Genomic DNA, 21289 nt, shown 5'->3' with positions numbered 1-21289 from the left:
TGCATCAGTGCCTGCCTGAATGTGAATAGCGATGAGCTGCAAGCCTGGGTACGCACAGATGTTCTCCGCTTTCAAGGAAACCCGATGAGCCAATGTGACCCCTCAAAAATCTGTTCGGTCTGCGATCAGAACGGCTTGGCGCTTTTACCGTTGCGTTATGCCGTCGCCCAGCCAGCCACCCTTGGCGCCCCCGCCATCCAGGCGCCGTTTGGCGATGGCCTTGAGCAGGTGCCGCTGCCTGAAAGCACCGCGCTCTATACCTTGCGCCAACTGCGCGGCGGTTATCTGTATGTATTCAATGAAGTGCGTGGGGACTGGAAAGCGTATGTCGTGACGGCGGATGCCTATTTGCTTGAATACGACATCCATAACAAGACGCCGCCCAACCTTGAAGGCGCCAAGCCTTGTAGTCGCATGGCGCAGTCCGCCTCGTCACGTTGCGTGATGATCCCTGATGCCGACCGCGCCGGTCGGATCTGGCTGGGTTTCAGCGATGTCGCCTGGACGGCCAATGTGCTTGAACGCAATCGCCAGCAGGCTTATCGCGATCAGCACATGCGCTGTATCGACATGGGCGCTTGGGCTAAAGGTCATGGCCAGGCAACGCAACCGCATTTACAGGCGATGAGCAAGGCGCCAGAGCATGTCGCTGAATACTCGCCGGTGGACGCTGCCAACGCAGCAAACGCCCACCTCGCGTATCAACACTCGCCGCAAGCATTCACCCCGGCCCATGGGGAGTTCGACGCCTTTTTGCACAGCGCGAAAAAGTCCGGCAAAGGACTGGCCCCCGCCATGGTTGCCTTGCAAGACCCGGTCGGGATCACGCTGGAAATCAACAGCCTGATCCTTGGCGAGGTCGAGAAATTCGAGTCGGATGAAGACCGGGACTGGAAAAAAACCACCTCTATGGCGATAGCCGGTCTGCGCCAGATGATGGAAGAAGACGCCGTTGCCCAGGCCTTGTTTGCGCACCAGAACGAGCGCTACGCCACCCTGGACGGCATACCGTTGTACCCCGAGTGGAACGAGGAGATGCGCGAGCGCAACGAGTTGATGTTTTCATCGTTGCCCGTGGCACAGGAACAAAAAGCGCGCGCCGACGCCTGGGCACGTTATGTCGACAACTACAGCGAATCCGAGCGTCTCGCGTTTGAGCAACAGCTGGAAGCCGACCTTGCCCGCTTTATGCAGGTTGTCGTAACGCCACTGGTCAAAAGTTTTATCGGTTGGTACTGGAGTGATCGGTTCCGCCAGGCGATGGTGTGCAACCACGACCCCAAAGAGTGGGACAGCGGCCAGTGCTACACCGCCATCGTGGGCGCCTGCTTGAGCGGTTTGACGGGCCATCAGTTAATCATCGACCTGCTGCTGCAAGACCTGCGCGGACACTACAACGACCTCAACAACCTCACCCTGCGTGCGCTGGTGCTCAATGACGAGCAAGCCGCCCGTCATCTGGAAGAGTCGGCCACTGCCGAGTTGGCACTGGGTAACCCGTTTGCCTGGCGCAACGTACTCAACGCCTTCGATCACGTGCTGGAGAAATACGGCGAGGGTCCATTCAAAAACGGACGGACCCGGGCCGCAGGGTTGGCGCACCAGCTCTCCGGAGCGATTGTGAGCAGCCTGGGCAACCCTCTGAAAAGCGCAAGTGCCAAGGTTCTGGACTTGAGCATCCGGTACCGGATGATGGGCTTGCTGGGCGCCTTGTCCGGCAAGCAAATCCTCAGCCTGAGCACTCAAGCCTCCGAAGCGCAGATGGCCCACATCATCAGCGAAAAGGTCGCCTTGCTACAGCCGGATGTCGACCGGGGCAGGCTGCGCAAACGCATCACCCAAGAGCTGGAACGGCTGGCCAAAGAGCCGGGCGTGCGCGCCTCCAGTGGGGAAAAAAATGCACGGCGCAAAAAAGTCTTCACCTGGAGCCTGATGCTCGACCAGAGCGCCATCAACCACCTGGGTCTGGATGAACACGGTCGGATCAAAGGCGACGCCAGCCTGCTGGTCAGCCACGACAAATTGCGCCGGGTGATCTCCGATCAAGCCACGCAATGGCCGCGAGCGGCGCAACTGGATGTGGGTGTGGGCGTTGTGGGTAGCATTCTGGATGGCTGGAACGCCGTCATGGCGGCTCGGCAAGTGGATGAACAGGGCTGGACAGCCAAGTCCGGGGTGAACATGGTTGCGGCGGTGTCGAGTTTGGCGGGGGCGGGGGCGGATATTGTGCATCGGGTGTGGAGTAAATATCCGGTGGAGCAGATGCGGTTGGGGCGGAGTATTCGGCTCATACTTGAAAACAGTGGACTGACATTGGGAAAACTTGCATTTATAGGCAAGTTGTTAGGTGCTCTTGGTGGGATGTTGACTGCGGTGGTCGATTTTATAAGTGCCATTGAGGCATATAAGCAAAAAGACGTCCCCATTCTTTTTCTACGTGCACTGACGGCGATAATAGGCTTCGCTGCCTCAGCGCTCATGTTGTGGGGTGTTATGAGTGCCGGGGCTGGCTTCATAGTTTTTTTAGTGCTTGCAGTCTTATCGTTGTTAGGAGATTGGATCATCAATCTATTGCGTGACAACAAAATAGAAGTGTGGCTGAATCGAACCCCATTTGGAGCAGAATGCACTGAGAGGTTTATATCGCTTTCCTCCCAAAATGAAGCGTGGGACAAACTGTTGGGCAAAAAAAATGGAGCAGTCCAATGAGCGAATACTCACGCATATTTGATGGGTGGCTGACACGTTACAAACTGAATCGACTGTTAAATAAATACGAACTTGAAAATCGTCTCGAGCTAGATGACGCTATAACCATTCCATCTATAGATAAGGGGGTAACTAAGTTTAACGGTAGTTTCGCCGAATACGTTGATCGTTATTTTTTTTGGCGCGGTTGGGCTGCCATGAGTTGCGTGGTTCCTGCTGCTATTTGTTTGTATTTTGCATTGCAAATGGGGTTGTTGATATATACGCCAATAGATGGAGAGTTACCGTCCGGCGAACTGTTTTTTGCTGGGTGGATTGTCACAGTATTAATTAGCTTGCTTATCATTGGGTTGTGTGTTTTCGCAATAAAAAAAGATTTCTTTTGCTACACCCATTATCCAATCCGTTTCAATCGGAAAAATCGCAAGGTTTATATCTTTCAACATAACGGCCCCGGTGGAGTCATAGATATTGACTGGGAAAAGTCTTACTGGATTGTTGGAAAAATACGTGATGGATGGCACTCAAGCTACGACCTGCGCTGCCATATTCTGGACAATGACGGCCTCATTCGGCACACATTCTCCGTCGGCGGGGAAAGTTCATACCGAGCTGAAATCTTGCAGCACTGGGAAATGATCCGTCGTTACATGGAAGAATCGCCTGCCGCTTTACCGTTTCCGCCGTTGCATTTGTTTACCAGCACCGAACCGACCCTATTGAACTGCTTTCTTATCCAGGTAGGCGCCGTCAGTGGCTTCAATGGCCTTAAATCCTTGCCGTACCTGGTATTTGGCAGCATATGGGCTTTTTTCCGCTGGATATCACAAAAGACCTGCCGCACTCCTCGCTGGCCTGCTGAGGTTGAGGCAGTTTGCCAGATTGCAGAAGACGATCCCTACCGTCTGCCCGAACCGCGCCAGACAGCGGAGCGCGACGGATTGACCGAAGAGGAATTTCTCCAAGAGATTGATTACATAAGGTCGGCCAAAGAAGCGGCCTTGGCTTACGAACAGGCAAATCCTGTTCCGTCGGGGCCGTGACTTCGGTGAGTTGCCTGAGACATTACGCTTCTCGTCCATCGTGCCAATCGCACGGAGGTATCGTGGGCGCCTGCTTGAGCGGTTTGACGGGCCATCAGTTAATCATCGACCTGCTGCTGCAAGACCTGCGCGGACACTACAACGACCTCAACAACATCACCCTGCGTGCGCGGGTGCTCAATGACGAGCAAGCCGCTCGTCATCTGGAAGAGTCGGCCACTGCCGAGTTGGCACTGGGTAACCCGTTTGCCTGGCGTAACGTACTAAAGGCGACGCCAGCTTGCTGGTCAGCCACGCAATGGCCGCGGGCGGCGCAACTGGATGTGGGCGTTGTGGGTAGCATTCTGGATGGCTGGAACGCCGTCATGGCGGCTCGGCAAGTGGATGAACAGGGCTGGAAGCAGGCGCTTTGGTCGGGCGGTTGGGCACGGTTCTTATTGGGGCATGCGTTATTTTTGTGCATTCGGCCGCACAGCCTTTTAGTGGCGGCCGGAAAAACCAATCTTCACAAATCAGGTCGTCCTTAAAAAGCTCAAGTTCGCTGAGCAATGCTGACCCATTGCCGCGTACTCTCCCCTCACGACGAACAGCTGATCTCCAGGTGCTTGCCCCATTCCGGTGGTCGCTCGGCATAGCCCTCCATGCCCGGTTGCTCGGTGAAGGGTCGAGTCAGGACGCTGTGTAAACGGCGTACTTCGCTGTAGTCCCCGGCTTCGGCCGCATCGATGGCTTTTTGTGCAAGATAGTTGCGCAGGATGTACAGCGGGTTCACGGCATGCATGCGCTCACGACGCACCTGTGGATCAATGACCCCTTCGCTTGCTACCCGCGCTACATACTGTGCGGCCCATTCATCAAAGCCTTTGAGGTCGACAAAGTCTTCGCGCAGGCGCGCCACGGCCTGTTCGGGCGGTAACTCGCCTAACTGACGGAAGAACAAGGTGTAGTCGATGGCGCTGCCCTGCATGCGTTGCAGCAGGTCTTCGATCAGTTTTTGATCCGTGTCTTGTGCAGTGCTCAGGCCAAGGCGGCGGCGCATCAGGTCGAGGTAGTGCGCCTGATACAGCGGCAAGAACAGGCCAAGGGTTTCACGCAGGGCCTCAACACTGATGAAGGGCGTCAGTGCTTGCGCCAGTGCGCTGAGGTTCCATTGACCGATGGGGACTTGGTTGCTGAAGGAATAGCGCCCTTGGTGGTCTGAATGGTTGCAGATGAACTGCGCATCGAAGTCGTCGAGGAAGGCAAAGGGACCGAAGTCAAAAGTGATGCCCAGTATCGACATGTTGTCGGTGTTCATCACGCCATGACAAAAGCCGTAAGCCTGCCATTTGGCGATCAGTTCGGCGTTGCGCTCCACGATTTCGCGGAACATCGCCAAGTACGGTTCTGGCTGTTCCAGGCATGCGGGAAAGTGCAGGGCCAGCACGTGTTCGCCCAACTGCTTTTGCTGTTCGGGTTGCTGGGTGTAGTAGAAGTACTCGAAATGCCCGAAGCGGATATGGCTGGGCGCCAAGCGCAGCACCATTGCGCCGCGTTCTTGTTTTTCACGCCATACCGGGGTGTCGGAGCCGATCACACAGGCGGCGCGGCTGCTGGGGATGCCCAGTGCGTGCAGGGCTTCAGAGGCCAGAAACTCGCGGATTGAGGAGCGCAATACCGCACGGCCGTCGCCCATGCGTGAGTAGGGCGTCATGCCCGCGCCTTTGAGGTGCAAGTCCCAATGCTCACCGGCGTCGTTGCACACCTCGCCCAGTAGCAAGCCGCGGCCATCGCCCAGGCGCGGGTTGTAGGAGCCGAACTGGTGGCCGGAATACACCATGGCACGCGGTTCGGCGTCGGCCCACAAGGTGTGGCCGCCAAACAGTTGGGCAAAGACCGGATCGTGGGCCGCGGATGGGTCAAGGTCGAGTAAAGCCATCGCTGCTTCGCTGGCCACTACCAGCCGTGGTGCGTCGAGAGGTTCGGGCAATACGTGGGTCGAAAACGCGTCGCCCAAACGAGCGAAGCGGTTATCGAATGTCAGATCGTCGAGGGCTTTCAATGGCCGTCTCCCACATAAATTTAAGGTGCAGCCAGAGGTGCAATGACTGCCGCAGGCCGTGAAGGGTTGCCTGGCAACCCGTTGTCTTGATGGCCTGGGGGCTCATCTCGGCCTTGTGCAATGGCTACGGCATTTTGGGCGCATTGTCTGGCTTGTCCAGGCGCGGTGTTGAATCCGGCACTTCTGGCCCGACGGGCACCAGTTTGTATTCCTGGCCTTGCAAGTTCTTGAGGTACACCTCCATCTGCTGGAACGAGATGTTGATGCTGTGGTTCTTGAACTCGCGGTTGATGAAACGGTTGACCTCGTCGATGACCGGGTTACGGTCGCCCAGATCGCGTACGTGCATGCGCAGTTCGTGGTCGAGGGTGCTTTGGCCAAAGTTCAGGAAGTACACATGCGGCTCGGGGTCTTTGAGCACGCGCGGGTTTTCTTGGGCGGCCTTGAGCAGCAGGTGTTTGACCAGGTCCAGATCGGAGCCGTAATCGACCCCCAACTTGAGGGTGACGCGGGTAATGGTGTCGGTCAGCGACCAGTTGATTAGTTGCCCGGTGATGAAGGTTTTGTTCGGGACGATGATGTCTTTGCGGTCGAAGTCAGTGATGGTGGTTGCACGAATGCGGATCTTGCTCACGGTGCCCGACAGGTTGCCGATGGTGATGGTGTCGCCGATACGCACCGGGCGCTCGAACAAAATCATGATGCCGGAGATGAAGTTGGCGAAGATTTCCTGCATGCCGAAGCCCAGGCCCACCGAAAGTGCGGCCACCAGCCACTGCAACTTGTCCCAGCTCACGCCGAGGGTCGACAGGGTCGCGACAAAGCCCACGCCAATAATCACGTAGGTCAACAGGGTGGTGGTGGCGTAGGCACTGCCCTGCCCGAGTTCGAGCCTGGACAACACCAGCACTTCCAGCAGGCCGGGCAGGTTGCGGGCCAGGGCAATGCTGATACCGATGATCACCAGTGCGCCGATCACGTCGCCAATGCTGATGGGCACCATGCTCATGTTGGCGCCGGTGCCGCTGGTGTATTCGTACAAGGTGATGTTGTCGAGGTAGGAAAAGACGGAGATCAAGTCCGCCCACACCCAATACAGCCCACCGATAAAGCCTGCGAGCAAGGCCAGACGAATCAGGCGCAGCGATTGCTGGTTGACCTGCTCGATGTCCAGCGTGGGCTCTTCAATGATGATGTCGTTGCCTTCGCCCGCTTCTTTGGCTGCCTGGCGTTTGGCCAGCGCCCGTTGATAGGCCAGGCGACGGGCCGCGACGGCCAGGCCGCGGACAAAGGCGGCTTCGGCCACCAGCCAAAACATCAACAGGTACAAGGTGTTGATCAAGCGGTCACTGAGTTTGAGTGCGGTGTAGTAGTAGCCAAAGCACACCGCCACAAACAGAGCGAGCGGCAGCAGGGCAAACGCAAAACCGAGCAACTTACGCAGGCGATAGCCCTTTTTCTCGATTTCGAAATCTTTGAGCAGCAAGCTGCACAGCAGCCAGGCCATAGCGGCATAGCAGCCCAGCACAATGGCAATGCCCAGCACATCGTCAGCCAACGCGGCGGGTTGTTGTTCGGCAAACGCGACCACGGCCACCAGCGCCAGCACCACAAAGCCTAGCTTGCGGATCCAGCGTTGCAGGAACTCGACCAGCGGTTTTTCCCAGCGAAAATGCAGCTCGGCCACCCCGCCCGGCGCCAGAATGCGATAGGCGGTGTAAAACACCAGCCAGGCCTGGGCCATTTGAATCAAGGCGGCGCCCAGATTGGCGTTCATGCCGCGGGCGTCGGTTTGCAAGGCATAGCCGCACAAGGCCAGCGCCAGAGAAATCGGCATCGCCAGCAACACGTTGATCAGAATCGCCAGCGGCGTGTGCCACTGACTGTCACGCTTGAAGTGGCCGATGTCCTGGTGGATTTTGTTCAACTTGGTGTAGAGGTAACGACGCTTCCACAGCAACGCCACGATCAACAAGGCCAGCGGTGAAAACAGCCACGGGCGTTGCGACAAGCCATCCGCCAGCTCGCTGAAGCCGGAAGTCCAGGGCAAAGTCAGTAATTGCTGCTTGAGGTAGCGCGGCGCGGTTTCCAGCCACTCCAGATCCAGCGGCTTGTTGCTGGGAATCCAGAACATTTGCTCGTCCAGCGTGGCGCGCAGGCTCTGGGCGGTGCTGAGCAATTGTTTCTGGTTCAGTTGCAAGGTGATGGTTTCGTTGAGCAGAGCGCTCAGTTCGCGGTTGAGGCGCTCCAGCAAATCACCCCGGGTGCCGACCAGTTCAAGCAAGGTTTTACGCAGCTGCGGGGTGACTTGATCGGCTGGCTGGGTGGACAGCAGGTTGTCGACATAGGTGGTCGGGTTGCTGATCAGCTCGCGCTGCTGGTTGATCTCGAACTGATACAGGCGGATGTCCGCGATCTCATCAGCCAGGTTCTTGTCCATCTTTTGCAGGCGCGGCAGTGCTTGTTTCTGCTTATAGAGAATCTTGGACAGCAGCAGGCTGCCCTTTAGCACGCTGATCTGCTCGTCCAGTGCCTGATCGCTTTGGGTCACGTTATCGAGTTGCTGTTTGGTTTCGAGATTTTGCTGCGTGACTTCATTCAAGCGGTCGGTGCTGCGCAACAGGTAGTCGGAGAGCTTGAGGTTGATCGCACTTTCGGTGGACAGCAGGCTGCTGCTGCCGGACTTTTGCGCTTCGATGGATTGCTGGGTCACGGTCTGTTGCGATTGCGCCAGACGTTTCTGGTTGATCAGGGTTTGCAGTTCCTGGATTTCCTGGTCCTGACGCGCGGTTTTTTCCATCAACAAGTCATGCTGGCTGCCACTCAAGTCTTGCAACTGGCTGTTGCCCGCTAGTTCTTGGCGGCGCAGCGCGATGAGGGCGGTCAGCGCACCCGCCTCGGCATTGAGCTGGTTACGTTGGTCGCCCGTCAGCAGTTTGCCGTTGTCGCGCCCCAGTTTCAGGATGTTGTTGATCTGCTGGATGCGCGTTTGGCTGGTGCTGATTTCGGCTTGTGCCCGCTCTGGTCGGGTTTGCGCGGCGATGGTCATGCTGTTGGCACTGGCCAACGCTTTTTGCAGCTCGCCTTGCTGCGTGGTGCGGTCAGCGAGCAGTTGCTCAAGCTGCTGCACGCTGAGATTGCTGTACCGCTGGGCAACCGGCACCACGGTGCTGGCTTTGAGCTTGGCCAGTTCTCGCTGGTTTTCGAGGGTTTGCTGCGGCGCGGTGCTGAGTTGCCGCTTGATCTCACTCAGGCTTTGTTCGTAATCCGCTTTGTTGGCCAGGTGGGCAAGGGTCTTTTCGAGGACTGCTTGCAGCGCTTTTTGGTCAGCGTCCGGCAGTTTGCGGTCGGCAATCTTGTCCAGGCTTTGCTGAACCGACTCGGTGGTTGGAGGCTCGGCAGCCTGTAGAGGGCCGACACAAAGGCTCAGGCCGAGCAGGACGGTGGCGAAGAGCGTGCGCAGAGTGGGCATAGATACCGGTCATACAAGGGGCGGAGAGGGGGAGTTTAGAGGAACAACCCCGGACCCGGGGCACTTCCTTCGGGGAATCTGACGCCCACTTTGCCGATCTTGTTCCCGTCCATCACGGCCACGGTCCAAATAGTGTTGTTCCATTCAACCTGATCGCCCACCACGGGGGCGCCGCCGACCTTCTGCGCGATGAAGCGGCTGAGTGGCAAGTCGGGGTCAATGCCGTCCAGCTTGAGGCCATAGAGCGCCGACACCGCGCCCAGCTGGGCGTCGCCTTCGAGTACAAAGTCGCCAAAAAAGCGCAGGTCCAAACCGCGGGTAGGCGGCTGGCTGAACAGTTTGCCGAGGGCTGGCAGGTTGTGTTCGTGGCCGATCACGCAGAGCAGATCGCCAATTTCAAGGGTGGTACTGCCCGACGGGTGGAGCAGTTGCTGACCCCGAAACAGGGCTGCGATGCGCGTGCCTTCGGGCATTTTCAGTTCACGCAAGGCGGCGCCAATGCACCAGTTTTGTGCGTCGAGGCGATAAACGAACAGCTCCCACTCGCTGGTGACATGCACTTCAAGGGCTGCGCGCGAGATCGGCGCCAGGTCTGGCGGCACGGTGACCTTAAGCAGTTTGGCCACCCACGGTAGGCTGGTGCCTTGCACCAACAGGGACACCAGCACGATGAAAAACGCGAGGTTGAAGTACAGCTGCGCATTCTCAAGCCCGGCCATCAACGGGAACACCGCCAAAATAATCGGTACCGCACCGCGCAACCCGACCCACGAAATAAAGGCTTTTTCACGGGTGTGGAACGCTTTGAACGGCAGCAGCCCGACCATCACCGACAACGGCCGTGCGAACAGAATCATCCATAACGCCAGCGCCAGAGCAGGCGCCGCGATAGGCAGCAAATCGTGAGGTGTGACCAACAAGCCGAGCACCAGGAACATGCCGATCTGAGCCAGCCAGGCCATACCGTCGAGCATGTGCAAAATGCCGTGGCGGCTGCGGATCGGGCTGTTGCCGATCACCAGGCCACACAGGTACACCGCGAGGAAGCCGCTGCCGTGCAGGGCGTTGGTAAGTGCGAACACCACCAGCCCGCCCGCGACCACCAGAATCGGGTACAGGCCATTGGCCAGATTAATGCGGTTAACCAGTTGCAGCATCATCCAGCCCCCGGCCAGACCGATGGCGCCGCCGATACCGAACTCGCGTAACAGATTGAGCAGCAAACTGGCGTGCAGCGTGGTTTCGCCGCTGGCGAGCATGTCGATCAGGGTCACGGTGAGGAACACCGCCATCGGGTCATTGCTGCCCGATTCGATTTCAAGGCTGGCCGATACCCGCTCGTTCAGACCTTTGCCGCCCAATAGCGAGAACACTGCCGCCGCATCGGTGGAGCCGACGATGGCACCCACCAGCAGGCCCTGAATCAGGTTGAGATTGAACAGCCAGGCGGCCATCAGCCCGGTCAGCCCGGTGGTGATCATCACCCCGACCGTGGCCAGCGACAACGCAGGCCACAAGGCGACGCGGAAACTGGACACGCGGGTGCGCAAGCCGCCATCGAGCAAAATCACTGCCAAGGCGAGGTTGCCCACCAGATAAGCCGTTGGGTAGTTATCAAAAATAATGCCGCCGCCGTCGACGCCCGCGGTCATGCCCACCGCCAGGATAATCACCAGAATCGGGATGCCCAGGCGTGAAGAAAGTGAACTCACCAGAATGCTTGCACCCACCAGCAACGCGCCGATCAAGAACAGGCTGTTGATGGTCGTCGCATTCAAAGGCAGTACTCCAGAAAACTCAAAGGCAGGGCGCTCACTGTTGAAGCAGTTTGCGTGCCAGCGATTCTAACCTGTGTAATTGCAGGGCTGTCAAAAAGGTTTTGTACGCGTTCAGTCGGATGGGTTTACAGCCTTGGTAATTCATTCGATCCGTTTCTTTTGGATCTTTGGGAATCCTCTATGCATGATCATCAGGCTTATCCGTTAGCGTCAGCGCCTCTGTTTCAGAGGCGTCACGGATGCCTACCCTTCGCCCCCATCGCGTTTCAGCCTGGTGATAACCGGCCGTGCCAATCTCGACCTTTAAGCGTTGCTGCATCAGCCTGCGTTTTTAGCGTTCAACGCGCAAAACGGTATCCACGGGCAGATTGAACGCATCGCCCGCAGCGGCTCTGAAACACGGCTGACGCATTACAGCCTGACGCTGGTGCCAAGCCTGGCTTACCTGGCGCATCGCACCCAGCACCGGATTTTCCAGCACCTGACGGTGCAGCAGATCATCGAGCAGGTGCTTGAAGAGCACGGTATTTTCAGCGATGGGTACACCTTTGCCGGGTTCTCGGATTACCCGCCACGAGAGTATTGCGTGCAGTACGGGGAGTCGGACCTGCACTTTATTCAGCGGCTGTGTTTTGAAGAGGGTTTTCACTACTACTTTCGCCATTCGCCTGACAGCCATCAGTTGGTATTTGGCGATAAACAGCAGGCATTTACACCCCTTAAATGGCCGACGCCTTACGTGCCCGGTAGCGGGATGGTGGCAGAGGAGCCTGCGATCACTCAGTTTGAGATGAGCCTGCAAGCGCGCACCAACAGCACGTTCAGCCGCGATTATGATTTTGAAAAGGCCAGCCGGATCGTGCAGGCCGACAACCTTGCGCGCTCGCGACGAGCGCACCCTTGAAAGTTACACCTACCCCGGCGGCTCTTTAGAGGCCCAATACGCGCAGCGCTACAGCCTGCGAGCGCTTGAGCGTCATCAGGCCGAGTCCTGTGTGGTCCGCGGCAAGAGCGATCAGCCGAGCTTGCTCAGCGGGTACTTTTTCATCCTCAGCGACCATCCACTGGCCGAGTGCAATGTGCAGTGGCTGCTCACGTACATCACCCTCGAAGGCTGTCAGCCGCAGGTGCTTGAGGCGTTTGCCAGCGCCTCGACGTTCGACTTTCAGGGTTATCGCAACAGCTTTGACGGCACGCCGGAGATAGGCACTTATCGCGCGCAAAAGACCTACGCCAAGTCGCGGACCAGCACCCAGCCTGCTGGATTTATTGGCTTGAAACTCAGCCTGAACCCGCAACAGCAGGCGTATTTGAACGAAGAAATCAACCGCCTGCGCTCGGGCATCAAGGGCGGTTACGGCGAAGGACATGCCGCGCCGACCCTGTTTAAACGTGGTTGGCTGCCGTTGGGGCTGATGTTGTGGCAGGCGTGGGGCGCGTGGGATAAGCAGGTAGGTAATAAGGGCAGCCGCCCGTCATCGTGCCTTGGGAGCAAGTGATTGCCTGCGTCACGGTAGGTACGCTCGTAACTGAGTACGCCGTTATGCCCAGCGCTTCACTGATGATCGGTCTGCGCGACAGCAGCAGTGGGGCGGTGGCGTGGCTGACCATTCCAACCGGGCACTTGAGTCTGGCGATAAGTGAATGGGAAGCCCTACCCGTCACGTTGTTGGCGGATGAAGAGTTTCAGGAAGACACCGTGGCCTACTTTCATATGTGTCGCGAGGTCTACCGCGAAATGCATTCATGGCCGGTATACGCCTTTGGCTTTTTGACGATTCCGTTTTGCAGCGCCTGGACTTTGCCCTGCCGACTCGCCCAATGGATAAGCAACCAGCCCAAAGCGGCGTTCCCTGAGTCAATGGTTGAGTGGTCTATTACCTCCCGAACAACACGCCCAACCCAGCGCCGAAGTCAGGGGGGCTTTCAGCCAGTGCATAAACTTATGGAGTTTTACAATATTAGGTTTTCGGAGGATGAGGCATCACCAGGCAATGACGCCGGACAATGAATCAGATTTGTCCTGCATGAAGATCAGAGCCGGGCGGTTTTTTAAATCTGGGAGATGGATCAGGGTCGTAGCTTTCTTTTGATTGGAACGCGCTCATGGTTCAGGACACTCCACTCGCAGGTTTAAAGCCCGCCGAGTTTTATGTGGTATCGATCAAAAAACTGGCATTCATGTATGGCGTCACGATGGGCTTGTATTTGTTCGCATGGTTCTACCAGCATTGGAAATGTTATCAGCGCTCTACCGGGACAGAGGTTTTGCCGGTCTTTCGTGCCTTTTTTAATGGGTTCTATGTTTTTTCGCTGTTCAGCAGGATTCAGCAGGCATTGGATGTGTCAGGTCGCACGTACCAGTGGTTCCCGACAAGGCGGGCCGTTCTGCTATGCATCGCCTGGGCATTGCCCATTATCAGCATGATGATTGAGGTAGATGAACCGTTTTTCTGGATTTTTACCATTCTGGATGTGGGTTTGTTTGTGGCGTGCGGGTGGTGGTTGATCGGAGCGCAACGTGCCGTAAATTTTTTGCATAACGACCCACTAGGCATAAAGAATCAGGCACTGAACTTTGCCAACGGTGTTTGGGCGGTGTGCGGCGCTGTGGTGTGGGTGCTGTTCATCTTGATGATGGTGCTATCGGCTTTTATGCCCGCCTGATAGCCAAGGTCTGCCGTGCACCTAGAGGTTGCTTAGGCAATAAAAAACCGGACGCCCTCATAGGCGTCCGGTTTTTATTTTCAGTGTTCGGTTAATCCATCAACCGATGGTCATCAAGCTCGCATTGCCCCCTGCGGCTGCGGTGTTGACGCTCAATGCGCGCTCAATCACCAGACGTTCCAGCGCGATGTTGGTTTCGCCCTGAGACAAGCCTTGCACACCGACGATCGCGCCTGCGCGCTTGGCCACTTGCTGGCACACGTCACGCAATTGATCGCAGTCGCCGTGATGCAGGACAGCGTCAAAGATCACGTCGTCTTTGGTCCAGTCAGCCACCCGCTTGATGCGTGCTTGCACCTCTTTTGGCAGGCGGGCGAGCAGGGCTTTGGCCAGTTCGCTTTCTGGCATGACCGCAGAGCTGCCCACGGCCAGTACCGCTGCCAGTTGGGTCAACAAGTCGCTTTCCACCTCGGCCAGGCACAACACGTGTTCGCGCGGCAGAATGGCGTAGCTGTTGCGCTCGCCCGTCGGGCCATTGAGCAAGCGAGTGATACCGCTTTGCGAATGGGCGGCGAATTCGCTGCACAACTCGGCCAAGGCGGCCTGCTGGTTGTTGTCGGCCCAGGCGTGCAGCGCTTTGAGCGGTTTGCTCAAGGCTTCGCGGGCTTGGGTGTCGGGTGCGCTGATGGCATCGACCTTGGCGAACGACTGCTCGATGGCATTGCCCGGACGGGTCGACAGCAAGCGGAACAAGTACAAAGGGCCGCCGGCTTTAGGGCCGGTGCCTGACAAGCCTTCGCCACCAAACGGCTGGACGCCGACCACTGCGCCAACGATGTTGCGGTTTACGTAGACGTTACCGGCATTGACGCTGTTGACCACTTTGGCAATGGTTTCGTCGATGCGGGTGTGCACGCCCAGCGTCAGGCCGTAACCCGACGCATTGATCTGAGCGATCAATTGGTCAATGTCTTTGCGCTTGTAGCGCACCACGTGCAGCACGGGGCCGAAGATTTCGCGTTCCAGCTCATCGAAGCTTTCCAGCTCGATCAGGGTCGGCATGACGAAGGTGCCGCGCTTGCATTCTTCGATGTCGGCAATCGCCATCTGGAACACATTGCGGCCTTTGTCACGCATGCCCTGGATGTGTTTCTCGATGCCCGCTTTGGCTTCGGCGTCGATCACCGGGCCAATGTCCACGCTCAAGCGCTCAGGGTTACCCATGCGCGATTCAGCCATTGCACCTTTGAGCATTTCGATGACGCGATCAGCCGAATCTTCCTGCAAACACAGCACGCGCAGTGCCGAGCAACGTTGACCCGCGCTGTCGAAGGCCGAGGACACCACGTCGATGACCACTTGTTCGGTCAATGCCGAGGAGTCGACGATCATGGCGTTTTGACCGCCGGTTTCGGCGATCAGCGGGATCGGACGACCCTGTGCATCCAGACGGCCGGCAATGTTGCGTTGCAGCAAGCGGGCGACTTCGGTGGAGCCGGTGAACATCACGCCTTTGACGCGATCGTCGCCGACCAGGCGCGCACCGACGGTTTCACCACGGCCCGGCAGCAATTGCAGCACGCCTTCAGGGATACCGGCTTCCAGCAGGATACGCACCGCTTGTGCGGCGACCAGCGGCGTTTGCTCGGCCGGTTTGGCCAGCACCGGATTCCCGGCGGCCAGAGCGGCAGCAACTTGACCGCTGAAAATCGCCAGCGGGAAGTTCCACGGGCTGATGCAGACCACTGGGCCCAATGGGCGGTGCGCGTCGTTGGTCAGGTCGTTGCGCGCTTGTACGGCGTAGTAACGCAAGAAGTCGACGGCTTCACGGACTTCGGCGATGGCGTTGGCGAAGGTCTTGCCCGCCTCGCGTGCCAACAGGCCCATGAGTGGCTGGATCTCGGCTTCCATCAAGTCTGCGGCACGCTCCAGAATAGCGGCGCGTTCGGCAGGCGGTGTGGCTTGCCAGATCGGCGCGACATTCAATGCGCACTGGATCGCGTTATCGGCGTCCTCAACGGTAGCTTCTTGCACATGGCCGACCACGTCGCGCAGATCGGACGGGTTGAGCACCGGTGCAGGCGTTTCGGTGCTGGAGGCGCAACCGAGCATCGGCGCAGCTTTCCAGTCGTTGTGTGCGGTGGCCAGCAGGGCGCAGGACAGCGACGCCAGGCGGTGTTCGTTGGCCATGTCGATGCCGCTGGAGTTGGCGCGTTCGCTGCCATACAGGTCGCGCGGCAAAGGGATGCGCGGGTGAGGCAAGCCGAAGCCGCCTTCTTGCGCCGCCATGTGCTCGATCTGCGAGATCGGGTCGGCTACCAGCTCTTGAATCGAAATGGTGTGGTCGGCGATGCGGTTAACGAACGAGGTGTTGGCGCCGTTTTCCAGCAAGCGACGCACCAGATAGGCCAGCAGTGTTTCGTGGGTGCCGACCGGTGCGTACACACGGCACGGACGATTGAGCTTGCCTTCGGACAGTTTGCCGACGACTTGCTCGTACAGCGGTTCGCCCATGCCGTGCAGGCATTGGAACTCGTACTGCCCAGGGTAGTAGTTCTGACCAGCGATATGGTAAATCGCCGACAGCGTTTGGGCGTTGTGCGTCGCGAATTGCGGATAGATAGCCTCAGGCACGGCCAGCAGTTTTTTCGCACAGGCAAGGTAGGAAACGTCGGTGTACACCTTACGGGTGTAGACCGGGTAGCCTTCCAGGCCTTCGACTTGGGCGCGCTTGATTTCGCTGTCCCAATACGCGCCTTTTACCAGGCGGATCATCAGGCGGTGACGGCTGCGGCGTGCCAGGTCGATCACGTAGTCGATCACGTACGGGCAGCGCTTCTGGTAAGCCTGAATCACGAAACCGATGCCGTTCCAGCCAGCCAGTTGTGGCTCGAAGCACAGGCGTTCCAGCAGGTCGAGCGACAGCTCAAGGCGGTCAGCTTCTTCGGCGTCGATGTTCAGGCCGATGTCATATTGCTTGGCCAGCAAGGTCAGCGACAGCAGGCGCGGGTACAGCTCGTCCATCACGCGCTCGTACTGGGCGCGGCTGTAACGCGGGTGCAGGGCCGACAATTTGATCGAAATCCCCGGGCCTTCGTAGATGCCACGGCCGTTAGAGGCTTTGCCGATCGAATGAATCGCTTGCTCGTAGGACGCGAGGTATTTTTGCGCGTCGAGCTCGGTGAGTGCGGCTTCGCCGAGCATGTCGTAGGAGTAACGGAAGCCCTTGGCTTCAAAGCGCGTGGCGTTGGCCAGGGCTTCGGCGATGGTTTCGCCGGTCACAAACTGCTCGCCCATCAGGCGCATGGCCATGTCGACGCCCTTGCGGATCATCGGCTCGCCGCTTTTGCCGATGATGCGGCTCAGGGAGGAGGTCAGGCCTGCTTCGTTGTGGGTCGACACCAGCTTGCCTGTCAGCAACAGGCCCCAAGTCGCTGCGTTGACGAACAGAGACGGGCTGTTGCCCAAGTGCGGGTGCCAGTTGCCGGTGCTGATTTTGTCGCGAATCAACGCGTCACGGGTGCCCTTGTCCGGGATGCGCAGCAGCGCTTCGGCCAGGCACATCAATGCCACGCCTTCCTGGGATGACAGAGAGAATTCTTGCAGCAGTCCCTGGACGATGCCTGCACGGCCACCGGCGCTCTTCTGATTGCGCAGTTTTTCAGCAATCGAGGCCGCCAGTGTTTGCGTGGCTTCGGCCATAGGGGCAGGCAGACGCGCTTGCTCGATCAGCATCGGTACCACTTCGGGTTCCGGGCGACGGTAAGCGGAAGTGATCGCGGCACGCAGCACCGACTGGGGCAGGATGCTTTCTGCAAACTCCAGGAAGCACTGATGCGCGTGATCGGTTTGCACCTCGTCGGCGTCATCGCTGGCCGCGCCAGGGATACCGCTCAACTCGGTCAGGGTTGCACCACCCTCGAGTTTTTCCAGGTAATTAAAGATTGCCTGCTTGATCAGCCAGTGCGGCGTACGATCAATCGAGGTCGCGGCGGCCTTGAGGCGCTCGCGGGTCGGGTCATCAAGTTTGACCCCAAGGGTGGTGGTAGCCATATTTTTATCCTCATGGGTGCCGCAGTTGCGCGGCAGCAGCTGGCGGCAAGATTAGCTGTGCGCACCCAGAGGTGCAACCTAGTGCAACCCGTTTTTTTACGGATTGTTCGACGCTTCGTCAGGATTTTGAGTCGAGTCGAATTTTTTGCACAGGCTTGGTGCTTTTTGATTGGCTTTGTGTGGTTCTTGCTCCGAAAAGGAGCAAAAAAACCGAATTGAGACGAAAAGGCGACAAGGTGCAACTTGTCAGACAAAAACTGGTTGCACCTGATTTGCTTTGTTGCATAGCATTCGCCGCTAAGGTGCAACCTCTTCGCTGTTGGGTTCATCGGCTGATGATTTTCCTGGGGAAACGTCAGTCATAATTGCGCGGCTATGTTATTCGTCTCAAACAGGACGTTTGTGAGCGTCCGACCAGACCGCTGCTAAACATAAAAACAATGCCAGGGCTTAATTCAATGAGTGTTAGTAACCCAACCCTGATCACGTTCGTGATCTATATCGTGGCAATGGTGCTGATTGGCCTCATGGCCTATCGCTCCACCAATAACCTTTCCGACTACATTCTGGGTGGCCGTAGCCTGGGCAGCGTTGTGACTGCACTGTCCGCTGGCGCCTCCGACATGAGCGGCTGGTTGTTGATGGGCTTGCCGGGCGCCATTTATGTTTCCGGTCTGTCGGAAAGCTGGATTGCCATTGGCCTGGTAACCGGTGCTTACCTGAACTGGCTGTTTGTGGCAGGTCGCCTGCGGGTGCAAACCGAGCACAACGGCGATGCGCTGACCCTGCCGGATTACTTCTCCAGCCGTTTTGAAGACAAAAGCGGTCTGCTGCGGATCATCTCGGCCATCGTGATTTTGGTGTTCTTCACCATCTACTGCGCTTCCGGCATCGTCGCCGGTGCCCGTCTGTTCGAAAGCACCTTCGGCATGCCGTACGAAACCGCATTGTGGGCAGGTGCCGCGGCAACCATCGCCTACACCTTTATCGGTGGTTTCCTGGCCGTGAGCTGGACCGACACCGTTCAGGCGACCCTGATGATTTTCGCGTTGATCCTCACGCCGATCATCGTGCTGTTGGCCACGGGCGGTGTGGACACCACGTTCCTGGCCATTGAAGCCAAAGACCCAAGCAACTTCGACATGCTTAAAGGCACCTCCTTCATCGGCATTATTTCGTTGATGGGCTGGGGCCTGGGTTACTTCGGTCAGCCGCACATTCTGGCGCGTTTCATGGCCGCAGACTCGGTGAAATCGATCGCCAAGGCGCGTCGTATCTCCATGGCCTGGATGATCCTGTGCCTGGCCGGTACTGTGGCTGTGGGCTTCTTCGGTATCGCGTACTTCTCGGCACACCCTGAGGTGGCCGGTCCTGTGACCGAAAACCCTGAGCGCGTGTTCATTGAACTGGCCAAGCTGCTGTTCAATCCGTGGATTGCCGGTGTGTTGTTGTCGGCCATTCTGGCTGCGGTAATGAGCACCTTGAGCTGCCAGTTGCTGGTGTGCTCCAGCGCCCTGACTGAAGACTTCTACAAGGCTTTCTTGCGTAAAAACGCCTCCCAGGTTGAGCTGGTGTGGGTCGGTCGCGCCATGGTGCTGGTGGTTGCCTTGATCGCCATCGTACTGGCCGCCAACCCAGATAACCGCGTTCTGGGTCTGGTGAGCTATGCATGGGCAGGCTTCGGGGCTGCGTTCGGCCCAGTGGTACTGATCTCGGTACTGTGGAAGGGCATGACCCGTAATGGCGCATTGGCCGGTATTTTGGTGGGTGCCATTACCGTGATCGTGTGGAAACACTTCTCGCTGTTTGGTCTGTACGAGATCATTCCGGGCTTCATCTTCGCCAGCATCGCCATTCTGGTGGTTAGCTTGATGGGCAAAGGCCCAAGCAAGAACATGGTTGAGCGTTTCAGCGCTGCCGAGAAAGACTTCCAGCAAAACCGCTGAGTGATTTGAGCCTCGGCTCACACCGTAAATGTGGTTAAAAAAGGCCCGTCTCTGTAAATGAGCGGGCTTTTTTTTGGACGTACTGTATGAAATTTCGGCATTTGTGCATCGAATGGTCTGGAGGCTGTTTTTGTTCAAACGCACCGACTAATCTTGCGTGAGTGCTCAGTGTTGAGTACCTCATCAAGGAGCGTTGAGATGCCCAACAGAGCAGTTACCGGTTACGTGTCCAGCCACGAACTGCCTTTTTCTATTCAGCGTCATTACGTATGGACAGTTACGCTGTTTGCACATGACCTCATGGGGTGTCGCAAGACGCTGGCTGAAACAAGAATGTACAGTGAGATCGCGTCGCCTTTTGTGTATGGGCTTTATGCAGGGGGGGCGGTAAATGACCCCAGCATCGCCGGGTATGTCATCCGCTCAGAAGTCCTGGACAACCAGGTCGTCGTGGCTGATGCCGAGAGAAGCTTCTTCTTTGACTGGAACGAAGACCGAAAGGTGCAAAATCTGACGCTAATGCCGCAAGCGGTTTGATGGATAACACCGTTTGGCGTGGCGAGCGGCTTAACCCCTGACGTTACTCGCTGCACAGGGTAAACTTCGCCCCCTGCGCAGGAGCAACCATGAACTATCGTCACGCCTTCCACGCCGGCAACCATGCCGACGTTCTCAAACATATTGTGTTGACCCGCCTCATCGCCTTGATGTCGCGTAAAGAACAGCCTTTTGCTTACCTTGATACCCACGCGGGCATCGGTCTGTACGACCTTCAGGGTGACCAGGCCAACCGTACTGGTGAGTACCTGGAAGGTATCGCCCGTTTGTGGGGCCAGAAAGACTTGCCCGCAGTAACAGCCGATTACATGCAAGTGCTGCACAAGATGAACCCGGATGGAACGCTACGTTACTACCCCGGTTCACCTGAATTGGCGCGGCGCCTGACCCGTTCGCAAGACCGCGTGTTGTTGAACGAAAAACACCCGGAAGACGGCGTGTTGCTCAAAGACAACATGAAGGGTGATCGCCGGGTAGCGGTGCATCTGGGTGAAGGCTGGCATGTGCCGCGTGCGCTGCTGCCGGTGGCAGAAAAGCGCGGGCTGATGTTGATCGATCCGCCGTTTGAAAAGCTCGACGAGATGAAGCGTTGCACGGAGTCGTTGAAAGACGCCATCAGCCGTATGCGTCAGACCGTTGTTGCGATTTGGTACCCGATCAAGGACAAGCGTCAGTTGCGCCGCTTTTATCAGGATCTGGCGGGTTCGGGGGCGCCGAAATTGCTGCAAGTTGAGCTGTTTGTGCATCCGCTGGACACCCCCAACAGCCTGAATGGTTCGGGTTTGGCGATTGCCAACCCGCCGTGGGGCCTGGAAGAAGAGCTGCGTGAATTGTTGCCGTGGTTGGCCAAGAAACTGGGCCAAACCCAAGGCGGCTGGCAGATGGAATGGTTGATCGCGGAGTAAGCCTGCATTTTCGTAGTCGCCGCTGTCGAGGTACGAGGCTGCGATCGTGCGCTGCGGTGTGTCTGAGGCACCGCGTTGAATGGTTTGACGACGGCTGCGCCGCCGGACGCAGCCTCG

14 protein-coding genes are annotated in these 21289 nt (G+C 57.7%); 10 read left to right on the top strand and 4 right to left on the bottom strand.

Going from position 1 to position 21289, the window contains the following annotated elements; all coding sequences use genetic code 11:
* The first annotated feature begins 84 nt into the window (after positions 1 to 84).
* The 3 genes from GYN01_RS14830 to GYN01_RS14820 all read left to right on the top strand — a co-directional run bounded on the left by GYN01_RS14830 (position 85) and on the right by GYN01_RS14820 (position 4279).
* Complete coding sequence (locus GYN01_RS14830; protein WP_203307367.1) at positions 85 to 2709, top strand: T6SS effector BTH_I2691 family protein; 2625 nt, start codon at positions 85 to 87, stop codon at positions 2707 to 2709.
* Positions 2706 to 3752 (top strand): DUF6708 domain-containing protein, encoded by a 1047-nt coding sequence (locus GYN01_RS14825; protein ID WP_203307366.1) that lies wholly within the window; start codon positions 2706 to 2708, stop codon positions 3750 to 3752. The genes GYN01_RS14830 and GYN01_RS14825 overlap by 4 nt, the downstream gene beginning before the upstream one ends.
* A gap of 62 nt (positions 3753 to 3814) precedes the next feature.
* Positions 3815 to 4279: a hypothetical protein gene (locus GYN01_RS14820; RefSeq protein ID WP_203307365.1), complete on the top strand. Its 465-nt coding sequence runs from the start codon at positions 3815 to 3817 to the stop codon at positions 4277 to 4279.
* A gap of 50 nt (positions 4280 to 4329) precedes the next feature.
* Here the strand turns inward: GYN01_RS14820 and selO are convergent, their stop codons facing one another.
* The 3 genes from selO to GYN01_RS14805 form a co-directional block, all read right to left on the bottom strand.
* Positions 4330 to 5793 (bottom strand): protein adenylyltransferase SelO, encoded by a 1464-nt coding sequence (selO, locus tag GYN01_RS14815; RefSeq protein ID WP_048400567.1) that lies wholly within the window; start codon positions 5791 to 5793, stop codon positions 4330 to 4332.
* 124 nt (positions 5794 to 5917) lie between these two features.
* A complete protein-coding gene (mscK, locus tag GYN01_RS14810; protein WP_048364512.1) occupies positions 5918 to 9265 on the bottom strand; it encodes a mechanosensitive channel MscK in 3348 nt (1115 codons plus the stop codon).
* A gap of 35 nt (positions 9266 to 9300) precedes the next feature.
* Entirely contained in the window at positions 9301 to 11043 is a 1743-nt protein-coding gene (locus GYN01_RS14805) for a potassium/proton antiporter (RefSeq protein ID WP_048364511.1), read from the bottom strand.
* A gap of 310 nt (positions 11044 to 11353) precedes the next feature.
* On the opposite strand from GYN01_RS14805, the gene tssI reads away from it, so the two are divergent.
* From tssI to GYN01_RS14790, 4 genes are all read left to right on the top strand, one after another.
* The gene (gene tssI, locus GYN01_RS22840) at positions 11354 to 11947 is read left to right on the top strand and encodes a type VI secretion system tip protein TssI/VgrG (RefSeq protein ID WP_238936263.1); all 594 of its coding nucleotides are present in this window, start codon (positions 11354 to 11356) and stop codon (positions 11945 to 11947) included.
* Positions 11919 to 12542, top strand: a complete 624-nt coding sequence (locus tag GYN01_RS22835) for a contractile injection system protein, VgrG/Pvc8 family (protein WP_238936262.1) — start codon at positions 11919 to 11921, stop codon at positions 12540 to 12542. Before tssI ends, GYN01_RS22835 begins: the two co-directional genes overlap by 29 nt.
* Positions 12543 to 12586: 44 nt before the next feature.
* Positions 12587 to 13054 carry a hypothetical protein gene (locus GYN01_RS14795; protein ID WP_203307364.1) on the top strand — a complete coding sequence of 156 codons (468 nt, stop codon included), beginning with the start codon at positions 12587 to 12589 and terminating at the stop codon, positions 13052 to 13054.
* Positions 13055 to 13149: 95 nt separating this feature from the next.
* On the top strand, positions 13150 to 13710 hold the full coding sequence (locus tag GYN01_RS14790; protein WP_203307363.1) for a hypothetical protein: 561 nt from the start codon (positions 13150 to 13152) through the stop codon (positions 13708 to 13710).
* Positions 13711 to 13809: 99 nt separating this feature from the next.
* On the opposite strand, the gene putA is transcribed toward GYN01_RS14790, so the two are convergent.
* The gene (gene putA, locus GYN01_RS14785) at positions 13810 to 17763 is read right to left on the bottom strand and encodes a trifunctional transcriptional regulator/proline dehydrogenase/L-glutamate gamma-semialdehyde dehydrogenase (protein ID WP_048364510.1); all 3954 of its coding nucleotides are present in this window, start codon (positions 17761 to 17763) and stop codon (positions 13810 to 13812) included.
* Positions 17764 to 18221: 458 nt separating this feature from the next.
* Here putA and putP point away from each other — a divergent pair, with 458 nt between their 5' ends.
* From putP to GYN01_RS14770, 3 genes are all read left to right on the top strand, one after another.
* Positions 18222 to 19709, top strand: a complete 1488-nt coding sequence (putP, locus tag GYN01_RS14780) for a sodium/proline symporter PutP (RefSeq protein WP_048364509.1) — start codon at positions 18222 to 18224, stop codon at positions 19707 to 19709.
* 198 nt (positions 19710 to 19907) lie between these two features.
* Entirely contained in the window at positions 19908 to 20246 is a 339-nt protein-coding gene (locus GYN01_RS14775) for a hypothetical protein (RefSeq protein WP_048364508.1), read from the top strand.
* 89 nt (positions 20247 to 20335) lie between these two features.
* On the top strand, positions 20336 to 21172 hold the full coding sequence (locus GYN01_RS14770; RefSeq protein WP_203307362.1) for a 23S rRNA (adenine(2030)-N(6))-methyltransferase RlmJ: 837 nt from the start codon (positions 20336 to 20338) through the stop codon (positions 21170 to 21172).
* Positions 21173 to 21289: the final 117 nt, after the last annotated feature.

The organism is Pseudomonas weihenstephanensis (assembly GCF_016812185.1).
In the GTDB taxonomy this organism is placed as follows: Bacteria; Pseudomonadota; Gammaproteobacteria; order Pseudomonadales; family Pseudomonadaceae; genus Aquipseudomonas; species Aquipseudomonas weihenstephanensis.
Note: the sequence above shows the minus strand (reverse complement) of the source record. Positions and strands in the feature narration are given on the sequence as shown.